Source organism: Pseudomonas botevensis (genome assembly GCF_019145475.1).
GTDB classification, from domain to species: domain Bacteria; phylum Pseudomonadota; class Gammaproteobacteria; order Pseudomonadales; family Pseudomonadaceae; genus Aquipseudomonas; species Aquipseudomonas botevensis.
Genome location: NZ_JAHTKI010000001.1, coordinates 581,615 through 605,437, shown reverse-complemented (window position 1 = coordinate 605,437; position 23,823 = coordinate 581,615). Strand labels below are relative to the sequence as shown.

At 60.3% G+C, this 23,823-nt stretch carries 22 protein-coding genes; 9 read left to right on the top strand and 13 right to left on the bottom strand.

Going from position 1 to position 23,823, the window contains the following annotated elements; translation table 11 throughout:
• Positions 1–149 precede the first annotated feature (149 nt).
• Together KVQ74_RS02895 and yccS are read left to right on the top strand one after the other, a co-directional pair.
• Positions 150–1,328, top strand: coding sequence for a BaiN/RdsA family NAD(P)/FAD-dependent oxidoreductase (locus KVQ74_RS02895; RefSeq protein WP_217829487.1), 1,179 nt, complete (start codon positions 150–152; stop codon positions 1,326–1,328).
• Between the two features lie 245 nt (positions 1,329–1,573).
• Positions 1,574–3,757, top strand: coding sequence for a YccS family putative transporter (gene yccS, locus KVQ74_RS02890; protein WP_217829486.1), 2,184 nt, complete (start codon positions 1,574–1,576; stop codon positions 3,755–3,757).
• A gap of 59 nt (positions 3,758–3,816) precedes the next feature.
• On the opposite strand, the gene KVQ74_RS02885 is transcribed toward yccS, so the two are convergent.
• Complete coding sequence (locus KVQ74_RS02885; protein WP_217829485.1) at positions 3,817–4,554, bottom strand: substrate-binding periplasmic protein; 738 nt, start codon at positions 4,552–4,554, stop codon at positions 3,817–3,819.
• Positions 4,555–4,809: 255 nt separating this feature from the next.
• Here KVQ74_RS02885 and KVQ74_RS02880 point away from each other — a divergent pair, with 255 nt between their 5' ends.
• Positions 4,810–5,262, top strand: coding sequence for a GNAT family N-acetyltransferase (locus KVQ74_RS02880; protein WP_217829484.1), 453 nt, complete (start codon positions 4,810–4,812; stop codon positions 5,260–5,262).
• Positions 5,263–5,447: 185 nt separating this feature from the next.
• Here the strand turns inward: KVQ74_RS02880 and KVQ74_RS02875 are convergent, their stop codons facing one another.
• From KVQ74_RS02875 to KVQ74_RS02865, 3 genes are read right to left on the bottom strand one after another with little or no spacing between them, the layout of a single operon-like run.
• Entirely contained in the window at positions 5,448–5,744 is a 297-nt protein-coding gene (locus tag KVQ74_RS02875) for a winged helix-turn-helix domain-containing protein (protein ID WP_217829483.1), read from the bottom strand.
• A gap of 22 nt (positions 5,745–5,766) precedes the next feature.
• A complete protein-coding gene (locus tag KVQ74_RS02870) occupies positions 5,767–6,258 on the bottom strand; it encodes a M48 metallopeptidase family protein (RefSeq protein ID WP_217829639.1) in 492 nt (163 codons plus the stop codon).
• Positions 6,259–6,303: 45 nt separating this feature from the next.
• Entirely contained in the window at positions 6,304–8,427 is a 2,124-nt protein-coding gene (locus tag KVQ74_RS02865) for a putative bifunctional diguanylate cyclase/phosphodiesterase (protein ID WP_217829482.1), read from the bottom strand.
• A 321-nt stretch (positions 8,428–8,748) separates the two neighbouring features.
• Here KVQ74_RS02865 and KVQ74_RS02860 point away from each other — a divergent pair, with 321 nt between their 5' ends.
• Positions 8,749–9,417 (top strand): polysaccharide lyase family 7 protein, encoded by a 669-nt coding sequence (locus KVQ74_RS02860; protein WP_217829481.1) that lies wholly within the window; start codon positions 8,749–8,751, stop codon positions 9,415–9,417.
• 77 nt (positions 9,418–9,494) lie between these two features.
• Here the strand turns inward: KVQ74_RS02860 and KVQ74_RS02855 are convergent, their stop codons facing one another.
• A complete protein-coding gene (locus KVQ74_RS02855) occupies positions 9,495–10,766 on the bottom strand; it encodes a type II toxin-antitoxin system HipA family toxin (protein ID WP_217829480.1) in 1,272 nt (423 codons plus the stop codon).
• Entirely contained in the window at positions 10,759–11,010 is a 252-nt protein-coding gene (locus tag KVQ74_RS02850) for a helix-turn-helix transcriptional regulator (RefSeq protein WP_217829479.1), read from the bottom strand. The genes KVQ74_RS02855 and KVQ74_RS02850 overlap by 8 nt, the downstream gene beginning before the upstream one ends.
• Positions 11,011–11,544: 534 nt before the next feature.
• Here KVQ74_RS02850 and KVQ74_RS02845 point away from each other — a divergent pair.
• On the top strand, positions 11,545–11,907 hold the full coding sequence (locus KVQ74_RS02845; RefSeq protein ID WP_217829478.1) for a DUF6124 family protein: 363 nt from the start codon (positions 11,545–11,547) through the stop codon (positions 11,905–11,907).
• A gap of 88 nt (positions 11,908–11,995) precedes the next feature.
• Here the strand turns inward: KVQ74_RS02845 and KVQ74_RS02840 are convergent, their stop codons facing one another.
• From KVQ74_RS02840 to tkt, 7 genes are all read right to left on the bottom strand, one after another.
• Positions 11,996–12,481 carry a hypothetical protein gene (locus KVQ74_RS02840; RefSeq protein ID WP_217829477.1) on the bottom strand — a complete coding sequence of 162 codons (486 nt, stop codon included), beginning with the start codon at positions 12,479–12,481 and terminating at the stop codon, positions 11,996–11,998.
• A gap of 299 nt (positions 12,482–12,780) precedes the next feature.
• Positions 12,781–13,845 carry a class II fructose-bisphosphate aldolase gene (fba, locus tag KVQ74_RS02835; RefSeq protein WP_007959708.1) on the bottom strand — a complete coding sequence of 355 codons (1,065 nt, stop codon included), beginning with the start codon at positions 13,843–13,845 and terminating at the stop codon, positions 12,781–12,783.
• A 124-nt stretch (positions 13,846–13,969) separates the two neighbouring features.
• Entirely contained in the window at positions 13,970–14,302 is a 333-nt protein-coding gene (locus KVQ74_RS02830) for an MliC family protein (RefSeq protein WP_217829476.1), read from the bottom strand.
• A gap of 57 nt (positions 14,303–14,359) precedes the next feature.
• Positions 14,360–14,581: a hypothetical protein gene (locus KVQ74_RS02825; RefSeq protein WP_217829475.1), complete on the bottom strand. Its 222-nt coding sequence runs from the start codon at positions 14,579–14,581 to the stop codon at positions 14,360–14,362.
• A gap of 34 nt (positions 14,582–14,615) precedes the next feature.
• A complete protein-coding gene (locus KVQ74_RS02820; RefSeq protein WP_007961877.1) occupies positions 14,616–15,779 on the bottom strand; it encodes a phosphoglycerate kinase in 1,164 nt (387 codons plus the stop codon).
• A 12-nt stretch (positions 15,780–15,791) separates the two neighbouring features.
• Positions 15,792–16,844 (bottom strand): erythrose-4-phosphate dehydrogenase, encoded by a 1,053-nt coding sequence (epd, locus tag KVQ74_RS02815; protein WP_217829474.1) that lies wholly within the window; start codon positions 16,842–16,844, stop codon positions 15,792–15,794.
• 104 nt (positions 16,845–16,948) lie between these two features.
• Positions 16,949–18,946, bottom strand: a complete 1,998-nt coding sequence (gene tkt, locus KVQ74_RS02810) for a transketolase (RefSeq protein WP_217829473.1) — start codon at positions 18,944–18,946, stop codon at positions 16,949–16,951.
• 260 nt (positions 18,947–19,206) lie between these two features.
• Here tkt and KVQ74_RS02805 point away from each other — a divergent pair, with 260 nt between their 5' ends.
• From KVQ74_RS02805 to KVQ74_RS02790, 4 genes are all read left to right on the top strand, one after another.
• Positions 19,207–20,202 carry an ArsR/SmtB family transcription factor gene (locus KVQ74_RS02805; RefSeq protein ID WP_217829472.1) on the top strand — a complete coding sequence of 332 codons (996 nt, stop codon included), beginning with the start codon at positions 19,207–19,209 and terminating at the stop codon, positions 20,200–20,202.
• A gap of 18 nt (positions 20,203–20,220) precedes the next feature.
• Positions 20,221–21,411 (top strand): methionine adenosyltransferase, encoded by a 1,191-nt coding sequence (gene metK / locus KVQ74_RS02800; protein WP_011336330.1) that lies wholly within the window; start codon positions 20,221–20,223, stop codon positions 21,409–21,411.
• Positions 21,412–21,591: 180 nt separating this feature from the next.
• The gene (gene ligB, locus KVQ74_RS02795; RefSeq protein WP_217829471.1) at positions 21,592–23,265 is read left to right on the top strand and encodes an NAD-dependent DNA ligase LigB; all 1,674 of its coding nucleotides are present in this window, start codon (positions 21,592–21,594) and stop codon (positions 23,263–23,265) included.
• Between the two features lie 110 nt (positions 23,266–23,375).
• Positions 23,376–23,771 carry a DUF1090 domain-containing protein gene (locus KVQ74_RS02790; RefSeq protein ID WP_217829470.1) on the top strand — a complete coding sequence of 132 codons (396 nt, stop codon included), beginning with the start codon at positions 23,376–23,378 and terminating at the stop codon, positions 23,769–23,771.
• Positions 23,772–23,823 lie beyond the last annotated feature (52 nt).

The window sequence follows — 23,823 nt, the reverse complement described above, 5'->3', positions numbered from 1 at the left end:
TCTGCTGCCCGACAGGGATCACATGTGGGAGCGGGTTTGCTCGCGAAGGCAATCTGCCAGTCGACAGCAATGTCGAATGACGTACCGCCTTCGCGAGCGAGCCCGCTCCCACAATCCGTTTTGTGGCGAGTCACCAAGAGGACACCGTTTTGCGCTCTACCGAAGTCGTGATCATTGGCGCTGGCGCCGCAGGTTTGATGTGCGCACTGACTGCCGCCGGGCGTGGACGTCAGGTGTTGCTGCTCGACCATGCGAACAAGGCCGGCAAGAAAATCCTCATGTCCGGCGGTGGTCGCTGCAATTTCACCAACATCTACACCGAACCGGGCAATTTCCTCTCGCAGAACCCGCACTTCTGCAAATCCGCACTGGCGCGTTATACCCAGTGGGATTTCATCGGCATGGTCGCCAAGCACGGCGTGCCGTATCACGAGAAAAAACTCGGCCAGTTGTTCTGCGATAACAAATCCAGCGACATTCTCGGCATGCTCCTCGACGAGTGCGATCAGGTTGGCGTCAACCTGCACCTGGACACCTCGATCCAGACCATCGAGAAAGTCGAAAACGGATACCTGCTCGATACCACCCTCGGCCAGATCCAGTGCCAGTCGCTGGTGATCGCCACCGGCGGTCTGTCGATCCCGACCCTGGGCGCCACCGGTTTCGGTTATCAGGTCGCCAGACAGTTCGGCCACGAACTGCTGCCGACCCGCGCCGGACTGGTGCCATTCACCATCACCGACCAGCTCAAAGACTTGTGCGCCGAGATGTCCGGAACCTCGGTGGATTGCCTGGTCAGCTGCAACGACCAGAGTTTCCGCGAGAACATTCTGTTCACTCACCGTGGCCTCAGCGGCCCGGCGATTTTGCAGATTTCCTCGTTCTGGGAATCCGGCGACACGGTGGAGATCAACCTGCTGCCGGATCACGACGCGGCGAGCTGGCTGCAACAGCAGCAGGCCGAACGCCCGAACAGCGAACTGAAAACCCTGCTCGGGGAAATCTTCACCAAGAAGATGGCCAACCTGCTGGCGGACAACTGGTTCGTCTCCAAGCCGATGAAGCAGTACACCCACGCCGAACTGGCAGAGATCGCCGACAAGCTCGGCTGCTGGAAAGTCGTCCCCGCCGGCACCGAAGGCTATCGCACCGCCGAAGTCACCCTGGGGGGCGTCGATACCCGGGAAGTGTCGTCCAAGACCATGGAATCGCTGAAAAGCCCGGGGCTGTATTTTGTCGGCGAAGTGCTCGATGTCACCGGGCATCTGGGCGGTTTCAACTTCCAGTGGGCCTGGGCCTCGGGCTACGCGGCGGCGCAGTACGTCTGATTCCTTGGCCGCAGCCGATCACCACTGGCTCGCGAAAGCGGTGTGTCAGCCGACACCCGTGTTGAATGCCCTGCCGCTTTCGCGAGCAAGCCCGCTCCCACAGAAACTTGCTGTCGATCTCAGGATTTGTGGTGAGTGCGAAGCCTCAAGGAACACTTTTTGCTGTCAGATGTGATCGGCGCCATTGCGTCGGCGTCATTACTGGCTCAATTTAGCGGCATCGCCTCGGAAGGCCTTCGCACTTCATGTCCTCGACCTCGTTTCGTCAGTCTTTGCGGCGCCTGTGGGCGCTGGATAAATTCAGCTACAGCGTGCGGGTGTTCATCGCCCTGACCGGCAGCATGGCGCTGTGCTGGTATCAGGATGAAATGGGGCTGCTGATCCCGCTGTTCCTCGGGATCATCGCCAGCGCCCTGGCGGAAACCGACGACAGCTGGCAGGGCCGCCTCAACGCCCTGGCGGTGACGCTGGCATGTTTCAGCGTGGCGGCGCTGTCGGTGGAACTGCTGTTCCCCTATCCCATCGTCTTCGTGATCGCCCTCGCTCTGGCGAGCTTCGGCCTCACCATGCTCGGTGCGCTGGGCGAACGTTACGGGGCGATTGCTTCGGCGACGCTGATTCTCTCGGTCTACACCATGATCGGCGTGGACCAGCGCGGTGGCGCGGTCACCGACTTCTGGCACGAGCCGATGCTGCTGGTCGCCGGTGCCGCGTGGTACGGCTTGCTGTCGGTGTTGTGGCAGGCGATGTTTTCCAACCAGCCGGTGCAACAGAGTCTGGCGCGGCTGTTCCGTGAGCTGGGCTATTACCTGAAGCTGAAAGCCTCGCTGTTCGAGCCGATCCGTCAATTGGATGTCGAAGCCCGGCGCCTGGAACTGGCGCAGCAGAATGGCCGAGTGGTGGCGGCACTGAACAGCGCCAAGGAAATCATCCTGCATCGGGTCGGCAATGGTCGCCCCGGCTCGAAAGTCAGCCGCTACCTGAAGCTGTACTTCCTCGCGCAGGACATCCACGAACGCGCCAGCTCTTCGCACTATCCGTACAACGCCCTGGCCGAAGCGTTTTTCCACAGCGACGTGCTGTTCCGCTGCCAACGCCTGCTGCGCCAGCAAGGCAAGGCCTGCCGCGCGCTGGCCGAATCGATCCAGATGCGCCAGCCGTTCGTCTACGACGCGAGCTTCGCCGAAGCCCTGAGCGACCTGCACGCCTCCCTCGAACACCTGCGCATCCAGAGCAACCCGGCCTGGCGCGGTCTGTTGCGTTCGCTGCGGGCACTGGCGGCCAACCTCGGCACCCTGGATCGTCTGCTCAGCGACGCCAGCAACCCCGACGCCCTGGCGGACGCCACCGACAGCAGCCTGCTCGACCGCTCGCCGCGCAACTTCAAGGATGTGCTGGTGCGCCTGCGCACCCAACTGACGCCGACCTCGCTGCTGTTCCGCCATGCTCTGCGCTTGCCGCTGGCCTTAAGCATCGGCTACGGCATGGTGCACCTGATTCACCCGTCGCAAGGCTACTGGATCATTCTCACCACGTTGTTCGTCTGCCAGCCGAACTACGGCGCGACCCGACGCAAACTCGGTCAGCGGATCTTCGGCACCGCCATCGGCCTGACCATCGCCTGGGCACTGTTCGACCTGTTCCCCAATCCGCTGGTGCAATCGTGCTTCGCCATCGCCGCCGGGGTCGTGTTCTTCACCAACCGCACCACCCGCTACACGGTAGCGACGGCGGCGATCACGATCATGGTGCTGTTCTGCTTCAACCAGGTCGGTGACGGCTACGGGCTGTTCGCCCCGCGCCTGCTCGATACCTTGCTCGGCAGTCTGATTGCGGGCCTGGCGGTGTTCCTGTTCCTGCCGGACTGGCAGGGCCGGCGCCTGAACAAGGTGCTGGCCAATACCCTGGCCTGCAACAGCATTTACCTGCGCCAGATCATGCAGCAATACGCTGCCGGCAAGAGCGACGACCTCGCCTATCGCCTCGCCCGGCGCAACGCGCACAACGCCGACGCGGCACTCTCGACCACGCTCGCCAACATGCTGATGGAGCCGGGGCATTTCCGGAAGGAAGCAGATGTCGGCTTCCGCTTCCTGGTGCTCTCGCACACCTTGCTCAGCTACCTCTCGGGCCTCGGCGCGCACCGGGAAACCCAGTTGCCGGCCGACGTGCGTGAACACCTGATCGACGACGCCGGGGTGAAACTGGCGACGAGCATCGACGAAATCGCCCAGGGCCTGGCGAACAAACAGCCGATTGCGATTCAGAGTGACGAGGAAGAGGCGCTGGCCAACGATCTGGAGCAGATGCCCGACGAAATCGATGAAGGCCAGCGACTGGTGCAGACCCAACTGGCGCTGATCTGCCGGCAGTTGGGGCCACTGCGGACGTTGGCGGCGCACCTGATCAAGGACACCAGCGAAGATTGAGATGGGTGAGTCGGCCCCCGAAAGGGCCGGCAGCAGCAAAGTCGTTTCCGGATCAGCCCTTACATCCCGTGCTGCCTCAACAACTTCTCGTAACTGCCGTCGGCCTTCATTTCCGAAATCGCCTTATCGAACCCCGCCACGATCTGCTCGTGCTGTGGGTTCTTCAGGCTCACCAGAATGTGCAGGCTGTTTTCACTCAACGGCTTGGGCAGAAATTCCACCGCATTGCGCACCTTGGGTGATTCCCGGGCCAGGTAATAGCGGGCGACGAATTCGTCTTCCAGCGTCAGCTTGACCCGATCCGCCGCCAGCATGCGCACGGCCATGGCGAAGTTGTGCACAGGGACTTTCTGCAACGCGGTGTCGGCATCGAACGGCGCCGAGTAGGCGTAGCCACGCACCACCGCGATCGGGTAGGTGTGCAGTTCCTGAAGGTTGTTGTATTCGATGGGCGTGTCTTTGCGTTTGATGAAGCGCACGCGGTTAAGCAGGTACTCGCCGGAGAACTGCCCCAACCGGGTTCGCTCGTCGTTGTACCAGGCATTGACCAGCACGTCGTAGCGGCCCTCGCCGATCCCCAGCAGGGCGCGTGCCCAAGGCACCTGTTCGTAACCGCTGGCATAGCCGGCCCGGGCCAGTGCCGTGCTGACGATGTCCGTGGCGAGGCCACCGTTGACCAGTGTCTCATCGGTAAAGGGTGGCCAGATGTCGAAGACCAGACGCAACTTTTCCGCAGCAGCGCTTTGACTCAGCAACAGCAAACCGATCAAAGCAAAGGCTCGATGCAATCGCGGCATGCTTGAAAATCCTTAGCGGGCGAGCCGCCCGGCGTGTTTTCAGTCAAAACCCCAGGCCCCTTACCGGCGAATCCCAGGCCTTAACAGTAGCTCATTGAAGCCCGTGCACAGCGCTTATCAGCAGATTACACAAAGACGACAGCGGCGCCAGAAAGGAATGATGGCATTTTGGCCTTTGTCACAGATTTCTTTGCCATACAGACTTATTTTCGTCATGCGCTTAGTATCGGACGACGTTGTTCAAGGAATCGGAAGATGACAATCGAGTGGGTCTGCAAACATCACAGCGATCTGGGCAAAGAGCAGCTGTACGCCATTTTGAAACTGCGCTCGGAAGTGTTCGTCGTCGAACAGAGATGCGCCTACCTGGACCCCGACGGCCAGGATCTGGATGGCGACACCTGCCATTTGATGGGTTGGGAGGACGATCAGTTGCTGGCGTACCTGCGCCTGCTGGATCCGCAATCCCAGGGTGGCGACGTGGTGATCGGCCGGGTGCTGACCGCGCCGGCAGGACGGGGCAAGGGGCTGGGCCATGAAATGATGGAGCAGGCGCTGAAGCAGGCCGGGAAGCATTGGCCGCAGGTGCCGATCTATCTGTCGGCGCAGGCGCATTTGCAGGGGTATTACGGGCGATACGGGTTTGTCGTGGCGGGTGAGGAATATCTGGAGGACGACATTCCGCACATTGGCATGCGGCGGTCTTGAGTTGCGGGTCTGACTGAAGAACCGGCCCTCACCCTGGCCCTCTCCCGGAGGGAGAGGGCACCGAACGGGGGGTTGCTCAAGAGCTACGCCGACCTGAACGTGCAGCACCGAATCCAGAAACGACTCGGTCAGTTCCCTCTCCCTCCGGGCGGTCTGACGCTTCGAGAGGGTGGGGTGACGGGTTCTCAGGGATACTCCAGAACCCCTTTGATCTGCCGCAGGTTCCGCTCGATCCACCCCCGGTCAATCGCCCCCCATTCGCGAATCCGGTAGCGCCCGGCATGGTTGCGCGCGCCCTCTTCCTGCTCGAATTCACAAACGATATCCAGATCCGCCAGCGCGGCGATCGTGTCCTGCGCCGTGCGCCGGGGCATGCCGGTGGCTTCGGTCAGCGCCGGCACGCTGGCGGCCAGGCCGCTGTCGATCAGGTAGGCCACGTACAGGCGCCGGTAGAAACTGCTTTTGGTCTTGCTCACGTCCATGCACGCACCCTGTACTGGTTGATCACTGCATCTCGCGCCACGTCAGGTACACCCGCAGATCGAACTCGATCTGGTGATACCCCGGCAGCATGTGCTCACATAATTTATAGAACGCTTTGTTGTGGTCCGACTCTTTGAAGTGCGCCAGTTCATGCACCACGATCATCTTCAAAAAGTCCGGCGCCGCGTCCTTGAACAATGACGCGATACGGATTTCCTTCTTCGCCTTGAGCTTGCCACCCTGTACCCGCGACACCGTGGTGTGCAGGCCGAGGGCGCGGTGGGTCAGGTCGAGGCGGTTGTCGAACAGCACTTTGTCGATGGCCGGGGCGTTGCGCAGGTATTCCTGCTTCAGGTCCAGCGCGTAGCTGTACAACGCCTTGTCGCTCTGCACATCGTGGCGGCCCGGATAGCGTTGAGTCAGATAATCCCCGAGTCGCCCCTCGGCGATCAGTCGGCGCACCTGATCCTGCAATTGCGCGGGATAGGCCTGGAGGTATTTCAACGCGGTCATGGGACGGGCAGCACGGGTCATGGAAAGGCCGCCAGTGTAGCGAATTCAACCGGTCAGCGCGCCCCAGTCGAACGGCTGGGCAAAGCGTCCGGCATCGTCGGCGACCATCGGTCGTGCCACCAGGAACCCCTGCACATACTCGCAGCCATGGGCTTGCAGCCACTGGTACTGCGCGACGGTTTCCACGCCTTCGGCAATCACCAGCAAGCCGTATTCCTTGCACAGGCTGATCACGCTGCGCACCAGCGAGGCGTCCCGGGTCGAGTCCGGCAATCGGGCGATCAAATGCCGATCGAGCTTGAGCGTGTCCAGTTCCAGATCCCGCAGATGCGCCAGCGAGCAATCGCCGGAGCCGAAGTCATCGAGCGCCACCCGTACCCCGAGATTACGCAGCAGCCGCAGCTGCTTGCGGGTTTCGTCGGCATTCAGGGTCAGCGCTTCCTCTGTCACCTCGACTTCCAGTTGACGCGGCTTCAGCCCGTAGCGTTCCAGCACCTGCCGCAACTCGGTGACCAGGTTCGGCATGCCGAACTGGGTGTTGCTCAGGCTCACCCCCAGCACCAGGTCTTCGGCGAACTGCCCTTCCCACGCCTTCCGCTGCCCGGCGCTGCGATGGTAGATCCAGCTGCCGAGCCGACTGATCAGTGTCGCCTCTTCCAGCAACGGCAAAAACAGCCCCGGCGGTACATCGCCGACACTCGGATGCTGCCAGCGCAACAATGCTTCGAAACCACGAACACGGCCGTCGTCGATTGCCACTTGCGGCTGATAGACCAGATTGAAATCGCGGTTCTCGATGGCCGTGCGCACGCTCTCTTCGAGCATCAATCGCGAGCGCGCGCGGCCGTTCATTTCATGATCGTAAAAGCGATATTGCTGACGCCCGGCCCGCTTGGATTCGTACATGGCGATGTCCGAAGCGCGCATCAGACCGTCCAGGTTGTTGCCGCAATCCGGGTAGGTGGCGATGCCGATACTGGCGCCGAGGGCGATGTCGAGGCCCTCGATCTGCTGACACACCGACACCCGCTCGATGAGCTTCTCGGCAATCTTTGCCGCCTGCTCGGGAAACTCCAGGTCCAGCAGCGCGGTGAACTCGTCGCCGCCCATCCGCGCCAGAATGTCGAACGGCCGCAGGCACGCCTTCAACTGCTCGGACACCCAGCGCAACACCCGGTCGCCGGCATCGTGGCCGAGGGAATCGTTGACCCGTTTGAAGCCGTCCAGATCCAGGTACATCAGCACCCAGGTGCTGTCCGTGCGGTCACCGCGCAGCAGCAGGTTTTCTACGGTCTGATAAAAGCCGCGTCGATTGAGCAACCCGGTCAGCGGATCGGTGACCGCCTGAAATTCCAGTTGCTGATGCAGGTGATGCACCACTGACATGTCCAGCACCGTCACCACCATCGCGTGCTGTTCGCTCGGCAACGCGGCGCAAGACAACGCCACCGGCACCTGTTGTCCCGGCGCAGTCCGCAGCAGGGCATCGTGCAGGCGCAGCGTCTCGCCACGTTTGTAACTGGTGTAGAACTCGGAATCGGCCCACAACGGAATGTGCGGTCGTTGCAGGAAATCGAGAAACTCCTGGCCCTCCAGATCCTTGACCGGGGCGTTGAGCAGCCGCGAAATCGCCGGGTTGGCGAAGCGGATCAAACCGTCCTCGGCCAGCACCAGAATGCCCTCGGCGGCGTTATCCAGCACCGACGCATTAAACGCGCGGGCCACTTCCAGATCATGACTCAGACGCTGCAAGGCCCGGCGATTGCGCTGATGTTCCAGCAGCGCCTGCACTTTGGGTTTGAGAATTTGCGGATCGAACGGCTTGAACAGGTAATCCACCGCGCCACTGGCATAACCCTTGATCACGGCATCCTGGGACTGTTCGTTGGCGGTGAGGAAAATGATCGGGGTCAGCCGCGTTCGCTGACTGCCGCGCATCAGCCGCGCGACTTCAAAACCGTCCATGCCCGGCATCTGCACATCCAGCAGCACCAGATCGATTTCGTGTTCCAGCAGCAGGCTCAGCGCTTCGAACCCCGAAGCGGCGGTCATCACCTGCCAATCCTGACGCTGCAACAACGCACGCATGCTGATCAGGTTTTCAGGGTAATCATCAACAATCAAAAGGACTGAGCTGCCTTCACCTGGCTGTGGTTGCGCGCATTCCATGCTGCTTCTCTTATGGGGACGTCAGGCCGGCTTCTCGTGAAAACCGTACAGTTGCTGAGCCTTCACTCTAGTCGGGGTTCTGCAAAAGCTGTAGCTGTCATCAGGCCATCATTTAAACAAAGAGTTAAGAAGCCGACTAACGGTCATCGCTACAGCCCCCGAAAACCGGGAAAGATGGCATTTCGACAGGATGTTGACGCCAATCATCCGCCGGACGGGCGTTAACAAAGACTTCCTCTGCGCTTATAAAGACCGCCCCAAAGGTGCGGGCTAGAGCTTCTGGCACGTGCGTGCAGCAAAAGACCGAGTGGAAGAACCGACATGATCGACCTCGCAACCTGGAACCTCAGCGTTCCCGTTGGCAGCCCGCCGTACACCGTTGAAACCTCCAGACTGGTGAACGGCTTCAAGGATCAATACTTCCATTCCGACACCGGCACGCTGTTTTTCTGGTCCCCGGTCACCGGCTCAAAAACCGAGAACGCCATCTACCCGCGCACCGAACTGCGCGAAACCTACAGCAACGGCACCCTGCGCAACTGGTACTACCCCGACGCCGACAACCTGCTGCGCGCCACCCTCGCCGTCAACAAAGTCCCCAGCTCCGGCAAAATCGTCATCGGCCAGATCCACGCCTACGAAAGCCAGAAACCGATGCTCAAGCTCGAATACCAATACAAAAGCAAAACCGAGACCGGCAACCTGGTGATCAAACTCCGCACCCATCCGGATCAGGACGAAAGCCGCGTGATCACCCTGGCCACCGGGATCAAACTGGATCGCGAGTTCAACTACCTGATCCACCTCAGCCCCGGCGGCGCATTGGGTGTCAGTGCGGCCGGCTATCAGTGGGACTCACAGATCAGCGCGACATGGCGCAACAAGCCGTTGTACTTCAAGGCGGGCGTGTATGTGCAGGACAACACGGGGTACACGAGTGAGGGCGGGCAGGTGACGTTTTCGAAGCTGGATATTGATCATGACAAGTAGCGACCCGTCTTATGCGGGTTTCCTGCACTTTTTGTGCTTCGAACTTACTCAGGACAGTTGATCTCCGAACAGCAGAATCAGTGAGCCCCTTTAGTAACGGGCTTGCGCTTGATCCCTGAAGCAACGGAGTCATGCAGCGTCGAAACCCGCCCTGCATCCCACTCCCGCTGCATCCCGGCTAACAGCTCTGCGTTTACCCGTCCCCGGTTGCTCTCCAGCGTCTGGGTCATGGCCTCTGCGATACGCTCGATGATCAACGCTGGTTTCTCTACCGCACAATGCTTTCGGCCAAACTCCAACAATTGCTGACGATCCGGGTAATTCTTGGTCTTGTTCATTTTGATCGCCAGCGTCCTGTCCACTAGCGAACGACCGGATTTTGGGTTGTAGTTTTCATAGACCGTTGTGGTCGTTACGTCAAAGACCGGTGCCAGTCGCACCGTTTCTGGCGCACCTGGATGGGTGTAGATCACCCCGAAATTTTTCAGGTGGGCATCGCCATTACGCACCATCACCGAAAGGCAAACCGAAGCGAAGTAGCGCTCCAGCTCCTGCAACGGATCACCATGCCGACAAACCTGACGTATGACCGCCGCCAGCGTTTCATAACTTTGGGAGTATTTGTAGTTGTCGTGGGGATCCTTGTTCAATCCAAGAAGAACAGCCATGTCCTCAAACCCGAGCCGCCCGGCATCCGTGAGATCGAAACGCTCCATCACAAACAGCTCGCCATTTTCAGATAGCCAGAATGGCGGTGTATCCAGCCCGGCGACGCGGGCTGCCTCCAGGCATAGAAACTCGTTTTGAGCCAGGTGTGGGTATTCGTCCGCCCCCGACTTGACGATCAAATCGGAACTGAGCAGGGTCTTGCGATTGCCAATGAGTTTGTCCAGATCAGGCACCAATACCTTGGGCTGCACACCCGAGATACCCGACTCGAAGTAAGTGTCTACCAGAAACTCGAAAACACTCTGTGACGCCCCCGCCGAAAGAATTTCCTGCAACCCGACCTGCGCCCGGACGGATACGTGAGTCTCAATCGGATTCTGATAAGTGAGGCGTCCGATCTGGTTGCCACCAATGATCGACAGCAGGCGCATTTCGTCCACCTGCATATGCTTGGCCATGCGCCGCTTGATCTGATCGGCGAGAAATCCTTCCGGCACGTTCATATCGAAAATGGGATGCAGCACATTGCTGACCGAAGGTGTCGGGTCATAAGGCATGACCAGCGAGACTTCCCGCTCTGCCTGCGCCGTGTCATAGGCGAATGCAAACTGCGAACCTTTGGACAACTCACCGCAGAAGCCTTGCGGCGCAATGACATTGAGGAGCTTGATCTTACTCATCGTGCTCCACCAGATCGGCAAGGGATTTGAGATCAATTCGGTTGTCGACGATCTCGAGTGCCATCCCCAACGCAGTCAACACCCGGAAAGACGTGTAGAGGGAAACGTTCTCACCGGCTTCAAGATCAATGATTGTCTTTCGACTGCATTTGGCTCGGTGCGCCAGGATAGCCTGGCTGTAACCCTTGGCCCGCCGCAGCTCTCGGACCCTTTCACCGAACATCAGTGGATTGGCTAGCAGCATGGAATGTCACCCATAACGGACTTTTTTTGAAGTTAATTAAATTATGTCCACTATGGGTGACATTTCAAGGGCCATACGTCCGTGACTTTTGTCGGAAGATTCCCAATCTTCAGCAGAGCACCCAGCTTCGATTCGACATCGATCAGGTGACGCCTCACGACTTTCCCTTCTTAAAACATCAAAACTAAACAACAGCGTTTAAAGGTGACTCTCGTCACTTCCCGAAGCCTACAACGGCTTGCGTCGTTACCTACCGGTGCGCCAGAATCCGCCGGCTTGTGCGCCTGGAGGGCCGTCGGTAACTTGATTCGGGTCACTGATTCGCAGTGATCGGGTTTAGTAGCCCGGTAATTCCACCTACGTACAAGCGTCATTCAGTCAGACACTTTGTCTGCATCTGATGGTGGCTGTGCGCATGGCGCCTTCGGGTGCGCCGGGATTTGGTGGGTTTCGCCCGGTCTACTAACTTGCGTACAGCCGCCTCCCTTTTGTGTAGTAGCGAAATGGTCGTGGCCCTTATGGGAAAACCACCAAATGATCAAACCTACGCCGAATCCGCCGGACACCGACCCCGCCTCCCCCTACGAATCCCCCGACTCAAAGAAATTCCACGACGCCGCCGAGCGCGCTCTGGATCACTACCTCTCTCCAGCCGCACGGATCATGTCGTCCTGCAACGAACCCGAAGCCATGTACCTCGCCAATCCGAAGTACAACACCGAATCCCTGCTCGCCAACGCCAGCGAAAACCTGGGCTCCGTCACCGAGATGCTCAGCAACTTCGCCGCCACCCTCGACCACGCCCACCGCAAGACGGCGCTGGGGATTGCCCAAGTGGTCATGGTTGCGGAACTGGCGGTGAATCAGGCGCTGGACCATGTTGAACTGACGCCGTAGCCAGACTCCTGAATAAAAGAAGCCCGCCATACGGCGGGCTTCTTTTACGGTTCGGAATAACAATCCCCATTTTTTAATCTGCGCAGACTTACACGAATTTATATGTACTCAGAAAACTGACCGCTGTATTCGTCGTGGGTTGAAATGTGATTTGAGGAAGCGGAGAAGGCGGAGTCGGGATCGCTCCACCATATTGAACCACCTCGCAGTCATAGTCGTCGGGTGTAATACCATTTGAAGTCAGAACATCCACACTCAACTCACTGATGGTGTATATGCCTCGTTTTCTTCGCAGCGCCAAAAAAATAGAATAGTCATCGAGTGTTCTGGTAAGAATCAAAACTGGAAAAGGAACAGTCAAACTGATCAGGTAAACCTCCACCACATCACCGACCCTCGTAGAAACAGGCAACAGATAATCAATCTGAAAATGATTCGGCCCAATGGGCTGGGTTATCCTGGGCGCGACACTTCTCATTCGAGGCGGAGGAAAAGGCGTTGGATCAAACGCTGCCACCATCGTTGTTGCCGGACCTGGAAGCGGCGGTAGCGGTGCAACAGGAGTAATGATCATTTTTATGCCTTTTATTCCAATGACGACTCATCCTTTGTCGATTAAGGCTCCTGACTTTAAAACTAACAAGAACTTGCACGACTTCCACCTGTTAGAAATAACAGTCTTTTATATAAATTCGCTATAAAAAACCTAAAACCACAACGCGATTCCTCAACGCCTGCGTTTCACTGTTCAATCGACTATCTTTACTCAACCGACCTGTCGAAAACCCGGAACTGCGAACGGTAGCGAGCCAAATTCAGGCAATAAAAAACCCGCCTTTCGGCGGGTTTTCTGTGCGCAATAAACGCTAAGGCTTAGTTAACCTTGGCGTTCAACTCACCCTTCAGATAACGCTGATACATGCTTTCCAGCGAGATCGGCTTGATCTTCGAAGCATTGCCGGCAGTACCGAACGCTTCATAACGCGCGATGCACACGTCACGCATGGCCTTCACGGTTTCGCCGAAGAATTTGCGTGGGTCGAACTCGCTCGGGTTGGTGGCCATCAGGCGGCGCATGGCACCGGTGGACGCCAGGCGCAGGTCGGTGTCGATGTTGACCTTGCGCACGCCGTGCTTGATGCCTTCGACGATTTCTTCAACCGGCACGCCGTAGGTTTCTTTGATGTCGCCGCCGTACTGGTTGATGATCGCCAGCCACTCTTGTGGCACCGAGGACGAACCGTGCATCACCAGGTGGGTGTTCGGGATGCGCTTGTGGATTTCCTTGATGCGGTCGATGGCCAGCACGTCGCCGGTTGGTGGCTTGGTGAACTTGTAGGCGCCGTGGCTGGTGCCGATGGCGATGGCCAGGGCGTCGACCTGGGTCTTCTTGACGAAGTCGGCGGCCTCTTCCGGGTCGGTCAGCATCTGGCTGTGATCCAGAACGCCTTCGGCGCCGATGCCGTCTTCTTCGCCGGCCATGCCGGTTTCCAGGGAGCCCAGGCAGCCCAGCTCGCCTTCAACCGAAACGCCGCAGGCGTGCGCCATGGCAACGGTCTGTTGGGTGACGCGCACGTTGTATTCGTAGTCGGTCGGGGTCTTGCCGTCTTCACCAAGGGAGCCGTCCATCATCACCGAGCTGAAGCCCAGCTGGATCGAGCGCTGGCAGACGTCAGGGCTGGTGCCGTGATCCTGGTGCATGCACACCGGGATATGCGGGAATTCTTCGATCGCGGCCAGGATCAGGTGACGCAGGAACGGCGCACCTGCGTATTTGCGAGCGCCGGCCGAAGCCTGGACGATCACCGGAGAGTCAGTCTTGTCAGCGGCTTCCATGATGGCGCGCATCTGCTCAAGGTTGTTGACGTTGAAGGCTGGAACGCCGTAGCCGAACTCGGCTGCGTGGTCCAGCATCTGGCGCATGCTGATAAGTGCCATTGTGTGTCTCTCTCCCGGTTGAGGGTCGTTAATCGTGCCAGCCTGCCGGAGCGGCGGCGGCTATTCAAGTGATTGCAGATCGGGGGTCGAGGCCCGGTCTGATGATTCGGTAAAGCAAAATCGATTACTGCGCCTTGCACCCACGGCCGATCAGGTCATTGGTGGCGACCCAGTAGACCAGGCCTTCGTCACCCTTGACGTGAAACGCCAGCATGCCATCGCTGTACAGCGAACCCGAGGCGCCCGGCTCTTCTTTCAGGCGGTAGACCTGATCACCGCCGCCGAGGCGAACATCGACTTCCTTGCGGCCGGCGTCGGTGTAGCGCCACAGCACTTTGGCCTGGCTGTCGCAGGTCCAGGTGGTCCAGTTGTCCACAGGCTCGGACGACTGAAACAGGTTCAACTGCGCGCAACCGCCCAACAATGCCAACGCCGCAATGGCGATCAAGCCTTTCATCCGTGTTCCTCTGCCGACGGCACACGCCGCCGGCCCTGAGTTAAAGAGTCAGACCCGTCAAGGACAACCATGTTCCTTGGCCGGGGTTTGTGTCTCGTACTTGTCCAGCCCTTCCGGCCCCGAACGCTTGTTCAGCACCGGGTTGGTTTCCGCCTGCCAGTCGGCCTGATAGCAGCCTTTATCGGCCTTGCCGGGCGCCGGCTCCGCGTCGGCCTTCGGGTTACTCCCGCAGGCCGCCAGGGTGCCGGTCAGCAGCAACAGCGCTAACGACTTGACCATGTGAACACTCCTTTGCCTGGCCAAACGGGTGGCCTCAGGCCTTGGCCCGGCTTTCCAGAACTTCAACGGCTGGCAGCACCTTGCCTTCGACGAATTCGAGGAACGCGCCGCCACCGGTGGAAATGTAGGAGATCTGCTCGGCCACGCCATATTTATCGATGGCCGCCAGGGTGTCGCCGCCGCCCGCGATGGAGAACGCGGCGCTGTCGGCAATGGCCTGGGCCAGCACTTTGGTGCCGTTGCCGAACTGGTCGAATTCGAACACGCCGACCGGGCCGTTCCACAGGATGGTTTTCGACGATTTCAGCAGTTCGGCGAAGTTGGCTGCGGTCTGTGGGCCGATGTCGAGGATCATGTCGTCGGCAGCGACGTCAGCGATCAGCTTGACGGTGGCCTCGGCGCTCTCGGCGAATTCCTTGGCAACCACCACGTCCACCGGCAGCGGCACGCTGACCTTGGCGGCAATGGCGCGAGCGGTGTCCAGCAGATCCGGCTCGTACAGCGACTTGCCGACCGGGTGACCGGCAGCGGCGAGGAAGGTGTTGGCGATGCCGCCGCCGACGATCAGTTGATCGCAGATCTGGCTCAGGCTGTTCAGCACGTCGAGTTTGGTCGACACCTTGGAACCGGCAACGATGGCAGCCATTGGCTTGGCCGGGGCGCCCAGGGCCTTGCCCAGTGCATCCAGCTCAGCGGCCAGCAACGGGCCGGCAGCCGCAACCTTGGCGAACTTGGCAACGCCATGGGTCGAACCCTCGGCGCGGTGGGCGGTGCCGAAGGCATCCATCACGAACACGTCGCACAGGGCGGCGTATTGCTGGGCCAGTTCGTCGGCGTTCTTTTTCTCGCCTTTGTTGAAGCGCACGTTTTCGAACAGCACGATGTCGCCGGCCTTGACGTCAACGCCGCCCAGGTAATCGGCCACCAGCGGCACTTCACGGCCCAGGGCCTTGCTCAGGTAGTCAGCGACTGGCTTGAGGCTGTTCTCGGCGGAGAACTCGCCTTCGGTCGGACGGCCCAGGTGCGAGCAAACCATCACGGCCGCGCCTTTTTCCAGGGCCAGCTTGATGGTCGGCAGCGAAGCCAGGATACGCGCATCGCTGGTGACAACACCGTCCTTGACTGGGACGTTGAGGTCTTCGCGGATCAATACGCGCTTACCTTGCAGATCGAGGTCGGACATCTTCAACACGGTCATGGGTCGCACTTCCTACGGTTTTTTTGAAGTCGCTGTCTGCAGATAGTGTTCTGCAACATCCAGCATTCGGTTGGCAAAACCCCATTCGTTGTCGAACCAGGCCAGGACGTTCACCAGCCGTGGGCCGGAAACGCGGGTCTGACTGGCATCGACGATGGCCGAATGTGGGTCATGGTTGAAATCACAGCTTGCATGGGGAAGCTCGGTGTAGGCCAACAGGCCTTTGAGCGGGCCGCTGGTGGCGGCTTCACGCAAGATCCGGTTGACCTCGGTGGCGTCGGTGTCGCTCGCGGTCTGCATCGTGATGTCGAGGCAGGACACGTTGACCGTCGGCACACGCACGGCTTTGGCCTGGATTCGCCCGGCAAGTTCCGGCAGCAGGCGCTCGATACCGCGCGCCAGACCAGTGGACACCGGGATCACCGACTGGAACGCCGAACGGGTGCGGCGCAGGTCTTCGTGGTGATAAGCGTCGATCACCGGCTGGTCGTTCATCGCCGAGTGAATCGTGGTGATCGACACATATTCCAGGCCGATCGCCTGATCCAGCAGACGCAACAGCGGCACGCCGCAGTTGGTGGTGCAGGAGGCGTTGGACACCAGCAGTTCGTCACCGCTCAGGCAATCCTGATTGACGCCGTAAACGATGGTGGCGTCGACATCCGCCTCGCTGGCCATCGGCTGCGAGAACAGCACCCGTGGCGCGCCGGCATCGAGGAAACGCTGGCCGTCTTCGCGGGTGTGGTAGGCGCCGGAACATTCGAGCACCAGATCGACGCCCAGGGACGCCCAATCGATGCCTTCGGGGGTGGCGTTGCGCAGCACCTTCACGCAGTCGCCATTAATATGCAGACAATCGCCGTCGACCTTCACTTCGCCGGGAAACCGGCCGTGGGTGGAGTCGAAGCGTGTCAGGTATTCGATGCTGGCCATGTCGGCCAGATCGTTGATCGCGACAATTTCAAACCCGGCCTTCGCTCCTCGTTCAAACAACGCACGCAAGACGCAACGACCGATACGGCCGTAGCCGTTGAGTGCAACTTTGTAGGGACGCGGTTGAGGCATGGGGTTCTCGATTACCGTATGGATCGGTCTGTGCGATGTCGCCTGACCGATCGCCTTCGCGGACAAGCCCGCGAAGGCGTCAGTCCAGACGACACCTTTCTGGATCAGTCTTCCAGCAGTTCTTCAGCCTGACCCAGGATGTTTTCCAGGGTGAAACCGAACTCTTCGAACAATGCCGAAGCCGGCGCCGACTCACCGTAGGTGGTCATGCCGATCACGCGACCTTCCAGGCCCACGTACTTGAACCAGAAGTCGGCGTGGGCCGCTTCGATGGCGATACGCGCACCCACCTGCAACGGCAGGACCGATTGCTTGTAGCTGGCGTCCTGAGCGTCGAACACGCTGGTGCAAGGCATGGAAACCACACGCACCTTGCGGCCCTGCTCGGTCAGTTTGTCGAAGGCCTGAACGGCCAGGCCGACTTCCGAACCGGTAGCGATCAGGATCAGCTCTGGCTCGCCTGCGCAGTCTTTCAGCACGTAGCCACCACGGCTGATGTCGGCGATCTGGCCGGCGTCACGGGTCTGGTGCTGCAGGTTCTGACGCGAGAAGATCAGCGCCGAAGGGCCGTCCTTGCGCTCCAGGGCGTTTTTCCAGGCCACGGCCGATTCCACGGCATCGGCTGGACGCCAGGTGTCGAGGTTCGGCGTGCTGCGCAGGCTGGTCAGTTGCTCGATCGGCTGGTGCGTCGGGCCGTCTTCGCCCAGACCGATGGAGTCGTGGGTGTAGACGTGGATCACGCGCTGCTTCATCAGGGCCGACATGCGCACGGCGTTGCGGGCGTATTCCATGAACATCAGGAAGGTCGCGCCGTAAGGCACCAGGCCACCGTGCAGGGCGACGCCGTTCATGATCGCGGTCATGCCGAATTCGCGCACGCCGTAGTACATGTAGTTGCCGCTGGCGTCTTCGGCGCTGACGCCTTTGCAGCCTTTCCACAGGGTCAGGTTGGAACCGGCCAGGTCAGCCGAACCGCCGAGCATTTCCGGCAGCAGCGGACCGAACGCGTTCAGGGCGTTCTGGCTGGCTTTGCGGCTGGCGATGGTTTCGCCCTTGGCAGCCACGTCGGCGATGTAGGCCGAGGCTTTTTCCGCGAAGTCGGCCGGCAGCTCGCCGCTCAGACGACGGATCAGTTCGTTGGCTTCGGTCGGGAACGCGGCGGAGTAGGCAGCGAAACGCTGATCCCACTCGGCTTCGACGGCGCGGCCGGCTTCCTTGGCATCCCACTCGGCATAGATGTCGGCCGGGATTTCGAACGGGCCGTAAGTCCACTTCAGCGCTTCACGGGTCAGGGCGATTTCCGCGTCACCCAGCGGGGCGCCGTGGCAGTCTTCCTTGCCTTGCTTGTTCGGCGAACCGAAGCCGATGGTGGTCTTGCAGCAGATCAGGGTCGGCAGCGGGCTCTTGCGCGCAGTCTCGATGGCGGTCTTGATCTCTTCCGGATCGTGACCGTCGACGTTGCGGATCACCTGCCAGTTGTACGATTCGAAACGCTTCGGCGTGTCGTCGGTGAACCAGCCCTCGACTTCGCCGTCGATGGAGATGCCGTTGTCATCGTAGAAAGCGATCAGCTTGCCCAGGCCCAGGGTGCCGGCCAGGGAGGCGACTTCGTGGGAAATGCCTTCCATCATGCAGCCATCACCCAGGAACACGTAGGTGTGGTGGTCGACGATGTTGTGGCCAGGACGGTTGAACTGCGCGCCCAGGACTTTTTCCGCCAGGGCGAAGCCTACAGCGTTGGCCAGACCCTGGCCCAGCGGACCGGTGGTGGTCTCGACGCCTGGGGTGTAGCCGAATTCCGGGTGGCCCGGGGTGCGGCTGTGCAGTTGACGGAATTGCTTGAGGTCGTCGATCGACAGGTCGTAACCGGTCAGGTGCAGCAGCGAGTAGATCAACATCGAACCGTGGCCGTTGGACAGCACGAAGCGGTCACGGTCGGCGAACGATGGATTGCTCGGGTTGTGCTTGAGGTAGTCGCGCCAAAGCACTTCGGCGATATCTGCCATACCCATCGGGGCACCGGGATGGCCGCTGTTGGCTTTTTGCACGGCATCCATGCTGAGGGCACGAATGGCGTTGGCACGCTCACGACGGCTAGGCATCGCTGATCTCCTGGGGTTCTGTTAAATCGAAACGGAAAAAAGGCGAGCATTTTCCCTCACCCGGACGCCTCGGGGCAATGACAGATAGTCATCTGAAGGCGTTTTTCCCATGGATAACATCGGTTTCGGCTGGTGAAACCTTTCCGCTGTTCGTTTGTAGAGCTGACCGACTCGTGAGAAGTGCCATCTATCGAGCAATATCAAAACTTTTTGATATTGACCTTGCGGTGATTTCCCGCCGTCACTAGACTGCCTGCCCTATGAACTTACGCGTGCCTTCCATTCGCCATGACGATTGCGACGAGCTGGCGGCCCTGTGCAAGGCCGGCGGCGATCCGCTGCGGCTGAATGTCTTGCGCGCACTGGCCAACGATTCGTTCGGCGTATTGGAGCTGGCACAGATTTTCGGTATCGGTCAGTCCGGCATGAGCCACCACCTCAAGGTGCTGGCCCAGGCCGATCTGGTGGCGACACGCCGTGAAGGCAACGCGATTTTTTATCGCCGCGCCCTGCCCCACACCGAGCTTCTGGGTGGCAAGCTGCACGCGGCACTGTTAGAAGAAGTCGACAATCTGGCGCTGCCGGCGGACGTCGAGGCGCGGATTGCTCAGGTACACAGCCAGCGTGCGGCGGCCAGCCAGGACTTTTTCTCGCGGGTGGCGGAGAAATTCCGCGCCCAGCAGGATTTGATCGCCGGCCTGCCGCAGTACCGCGACAGCGTGCTGGCCCTGCTCGACAAGTTGAACTTCAATGGTGCCGCCACGGCCATCGAAGTCGGCCCCGGTGACGGCGCTTTCCTGCCGGAACTGGCGCGCCGCTTCAGTGCCGTGACCGCGCTGGACAACAGCCCGGCGATGCTCGAACTGGCGCGCCAGGTCTGTGAACGTGAACGGCTGGCTAACGTCAGCCTGCAATTGGCCGATGCATTGAATGGCGTGAGCCTTCAGGCCGATTGCGTGGTGTTGAACATGGTGTTGCACCACTTCGCTGCGCCGGCCGATGCGCTCAGGCACATGGCCGGCCTGCTGCAACCGGGCGGTAGCCTGCTCGTGACAGAGTTATGTAGCCACAACCAGAGTTGGGCCAGGGAGGCCTGCGGTGATCTGTGGTTGGGGTTTGAACAGGACGATCTGGCCCGTTGGGCCACCGCTGCGGGACTCGTTCCCGGGGAAAGCCTCTATGTAGGCTTACGTAATGGTTTCCAGATCCAGGTCCGCCACTTTCAGCGGCCGGCTGGCGACACTCACCATCGGTAAATTCAGGAAAACATCGAGATGAGCGAATACTCCCTCTTCACCTCCGAGTCCGTGTCTGAAGGGCATCCGGACAAAATCGCCGACCAGATTTCCGATGCAGTGCTGGACGCCATCATCGCCCAGGACAAGCACGCACGCGTTGCGGTGGAAACCCTGGTCAAGACTGGCGTGGCCATCGTTGCCGGTGAAGTGACCACCAGCGCCTGGGTCGACCTGGAGCAGATCGTTCGTGACGTAATCTGCGACATCGGCTACACCAGCTCCGACGTCGGTTTCGACGGCGCCACCTGCGGCGTGATGAACATCATCGGCAAGCAGTCCCCTGACATCAATCAGGGCGTCGACCGTGCCAAGCCTGAAGATCAGGGCGCCGGCGACCAAGGCCTGATGTTCGGCTACGCCAGCAACGAAACCGACGTGCTGATGCCAGCACCGATCACCTTCTCGCACCAGCTCGTGCAGCGCCAGGCCGAAGCCCGTAAATCCGGCCTGCTGCCTTGGCTGCGTCCGGACGCCAAGTCGCAAGTGACTTGCCGTTACGAAGGCGGCAAGGTTGTCGGTATCGATGCGGTAGTTCTGTCGACCCAGCACAACCCTGAAGTGTCGTACAACGACCTGCGCGAAGGCGTGATGGAGCTGATCGTCAAGCACGTACTGCCTGCCGAACTGCTGAGCAAGGACACCCAGTTCCACATCAACCCGACCGGCCAGTTCATCATCGGCGGCCCGGTGGGTGACTGCGGTCTGACCGGTCGCAAGATCATCGTCGACAGCTACGGCGGCATGGCCCGTCACGGCGGCGGCGCATTCTCCGGTAAAGATCCATCGAAGGTTGACCGTTCGGCTGCCTACGCTGGCCGTTACGTTGCCAAGAACATCGTTGCTGCCGGCCTGGCCGAGCGCTGCGAGATCCAGGTTTCCTACGCGATCGGTGTGGCCCAGCCTACTTCGATCTCGCTGAACACCTTCGGCACCGGCAAGATCAGCGATGACAAGATCATCAAACTGGTCCGCGAAGTGTTCGACCTGCGTCCATACGCGATCACCACCATGCTCGACCTGCTGCACCCGATGTACCAGGAAACTGCAGCCTACGGCCACTTCGGTCGCGCGCCGCAGACCAAGACTGTTGGCGAAGACACCTTCAGCACCTTCACCTGGGAAAAAACCGACCGCGCCGACGCTCTGCGTTCTGCTGCCGGCCTGTAATTTCACGGGTTGTACAAAAGCCCCGCACGGTTTGCGCCGTGCGGGGCTTTTTATTTCAGGCGCGTTTTGTCGGGCGGTATTGAGGACAGCGCTTCGAAACACCACGAAAAACACCCGCCCGACCCGCCAGAAAATCCTCACCTACCCTTCAAGCGTTCCCCTTGAGCAAGGACGCTCACCATGCTTTCCACGCTGCGCCTGTTGTTTGTTTTGCTGTTGCCAACCTCGCTTGCCCACGCCGCCGATTGCCCCGGCTGGCCACCCGCCCAGGCCCGACAGGAAATCGTCAGCCTGCAAAAACAGATCGACCAGTGGGACGATGCTTACCACCGCGACGGCCAATCGCTGATCGCCGACGAACTCTACGATCAGTCCCGCTCGCGCCTGACCACCTGGCGTCAGTGCTTCAAACTCTCGCTGCCGCCCGAACCGTTGCGCACCGCAGCGGGCCCGGTCGCCCACCCCATCGCCCACACCGGCCTGGAAAAACGCCACACCGCCGCCGACATCAAGGCCTGGCTGCACGAACGCAAGAATGTCTGGGTGCAACCAAAGGTCGATGGCGTGGCGGTCACCCTGATTTATCGCCAGGGTTTGCTGCAACAGGCGATCAGTCGCGGTGACGGCATTCGCGGGCGGGACTGGACGGCAGCGGCGCGCAAGATCGCCGCAATCCCGCAACGACTGACCCAACCGCTGGATCTGCTGGTGCAAGGCGAATTGTATTGGCGCCTGACCGACCACGTTCAAGCTCGCTCCGGCAGCCTCAATGCCCGCGCCACCGTGGCCGGACTGATGGGACGCAAGGACCTGAGTGCCGAGCAGGCGGCAGGCATCGGCCTGTTTGCCTGGGACTGGCCACAAGGGCCGCAGCATTGGCCCGAACGGGTTTCAATGCTGGCGACGCTGGGTTTCGCCACGACCGAGCCTTTCAGTCATGGAATCGAGAGCTTCGCCGACGCCCAGAAGTGGCGCGATCACTGGTATCGCTCGCCGTTGCCGTTCGCCAGCGACGGCGTTGTGCTGCGACAGAACCAGCGCCCGCCGGCCGAACGCTGGCAGGCACGTCCGCCCTACTGGAGCGTCGCCTGGAAGTACCCGTTCGTCCAGGCGCTGGCCGAGGTGCGCAAGGTCAATTTCAGGATCGGCCGCACCGGGCGCATCACGCCGGTGCTGGATCTGGTGCCGGTGATGCTCGATGACCGGCAGATCAAACGGGTCAGCGTTAGCTCATTGAAGCGCTGGCAGGAACTGGACATCCGCCCCGGCGATCAAGTGGCGATCAGCCTGGCCGGACTGACAATTCCGCGCCTTGATGGCGTCGTCCTGCGCAGCGTCGCAAGAATGGAAATGAGTATCCCGAGCGCCGATGATTTTCATGCCTTGAGTTGCTGGCAACCGACGCCAGGCTGCGAAAGTCAGTTCCTCGCCCGCCTGACCTGGCTCAGCGGCAAACAAGGACTGGCCCTGCCCCATCTGGGCCAGGGCACCTGGGAGAAACTTCTCGAAACAGGCCATCTCGACAACCTGCTGGATTGGTTGACCCTCGCCCCGTCAGAGCTTGCTAACATTGACGGCTTCGGCGAACGCAGCAGCGTGCGCCTGATGCACAGTTTTCACAGCGCCCGCCAGCGACCTTTCCAGCAGTGGCTCAAAGCCTTGGGGCTGCCGCCGACCGGACAAGCCCGACTGGTTGACTCATGGCAGGCACTGGCACAACGCAATACCGAACAATGGCAGGCAGAACCCGGCATCGGCCCCGGCCGCGCGGCGCAATTGAGCGCGTTTTTCCGCGACCCGCAAGTGCTGGCCTTGAGTGAAACCCTACGGGCCGCCGGAGTCGACGGTTTCTGAATGCGCTACTCCCGGCACCAATCCCGGTACACCGGGAACCCAACCGTCACCGGCGCGCTCCAACAGCGCAGCGCCCCACCGACCCGAATGCCTTTGCACATGGAGCTTTTATGAAATTTCTTGCACCGCTCGCCATGCTGACTCTCTGCGGCGTGATGGCCGCTCCCGCGATGGCCGACGAAGACGCTCCGGGACTGACCGGTTGCGCTGCCAAGAAGCAGGGCATCATGAATCAGATCGAGCAAGCCAAATCCCGTGGCAATGCCGATCAACAAGCCGGACTGGAAACCGCCCTGCGCGAAGTCACTGAACATTGCACCGACGCGGGCCTGAAGAAAGAACGCGAAAACAAGGTGCTCGACGCCAAGCACGAAGTCAGCAAGCGTCAGGCCGATCTCGACAAGGCAATGAAGAAGGGCGATCCGGAAAAGATCAACAAGCGCAAGGACAAGCTCGCCGAGTCGCGCAAGGAGTTGCAGGATGCGCTGGATGAAATCGACAAGTAAGGCCGTGGTTTTGCAGTGAACCCGAGGACGCCGTCGCGTCCCCACAGATTCA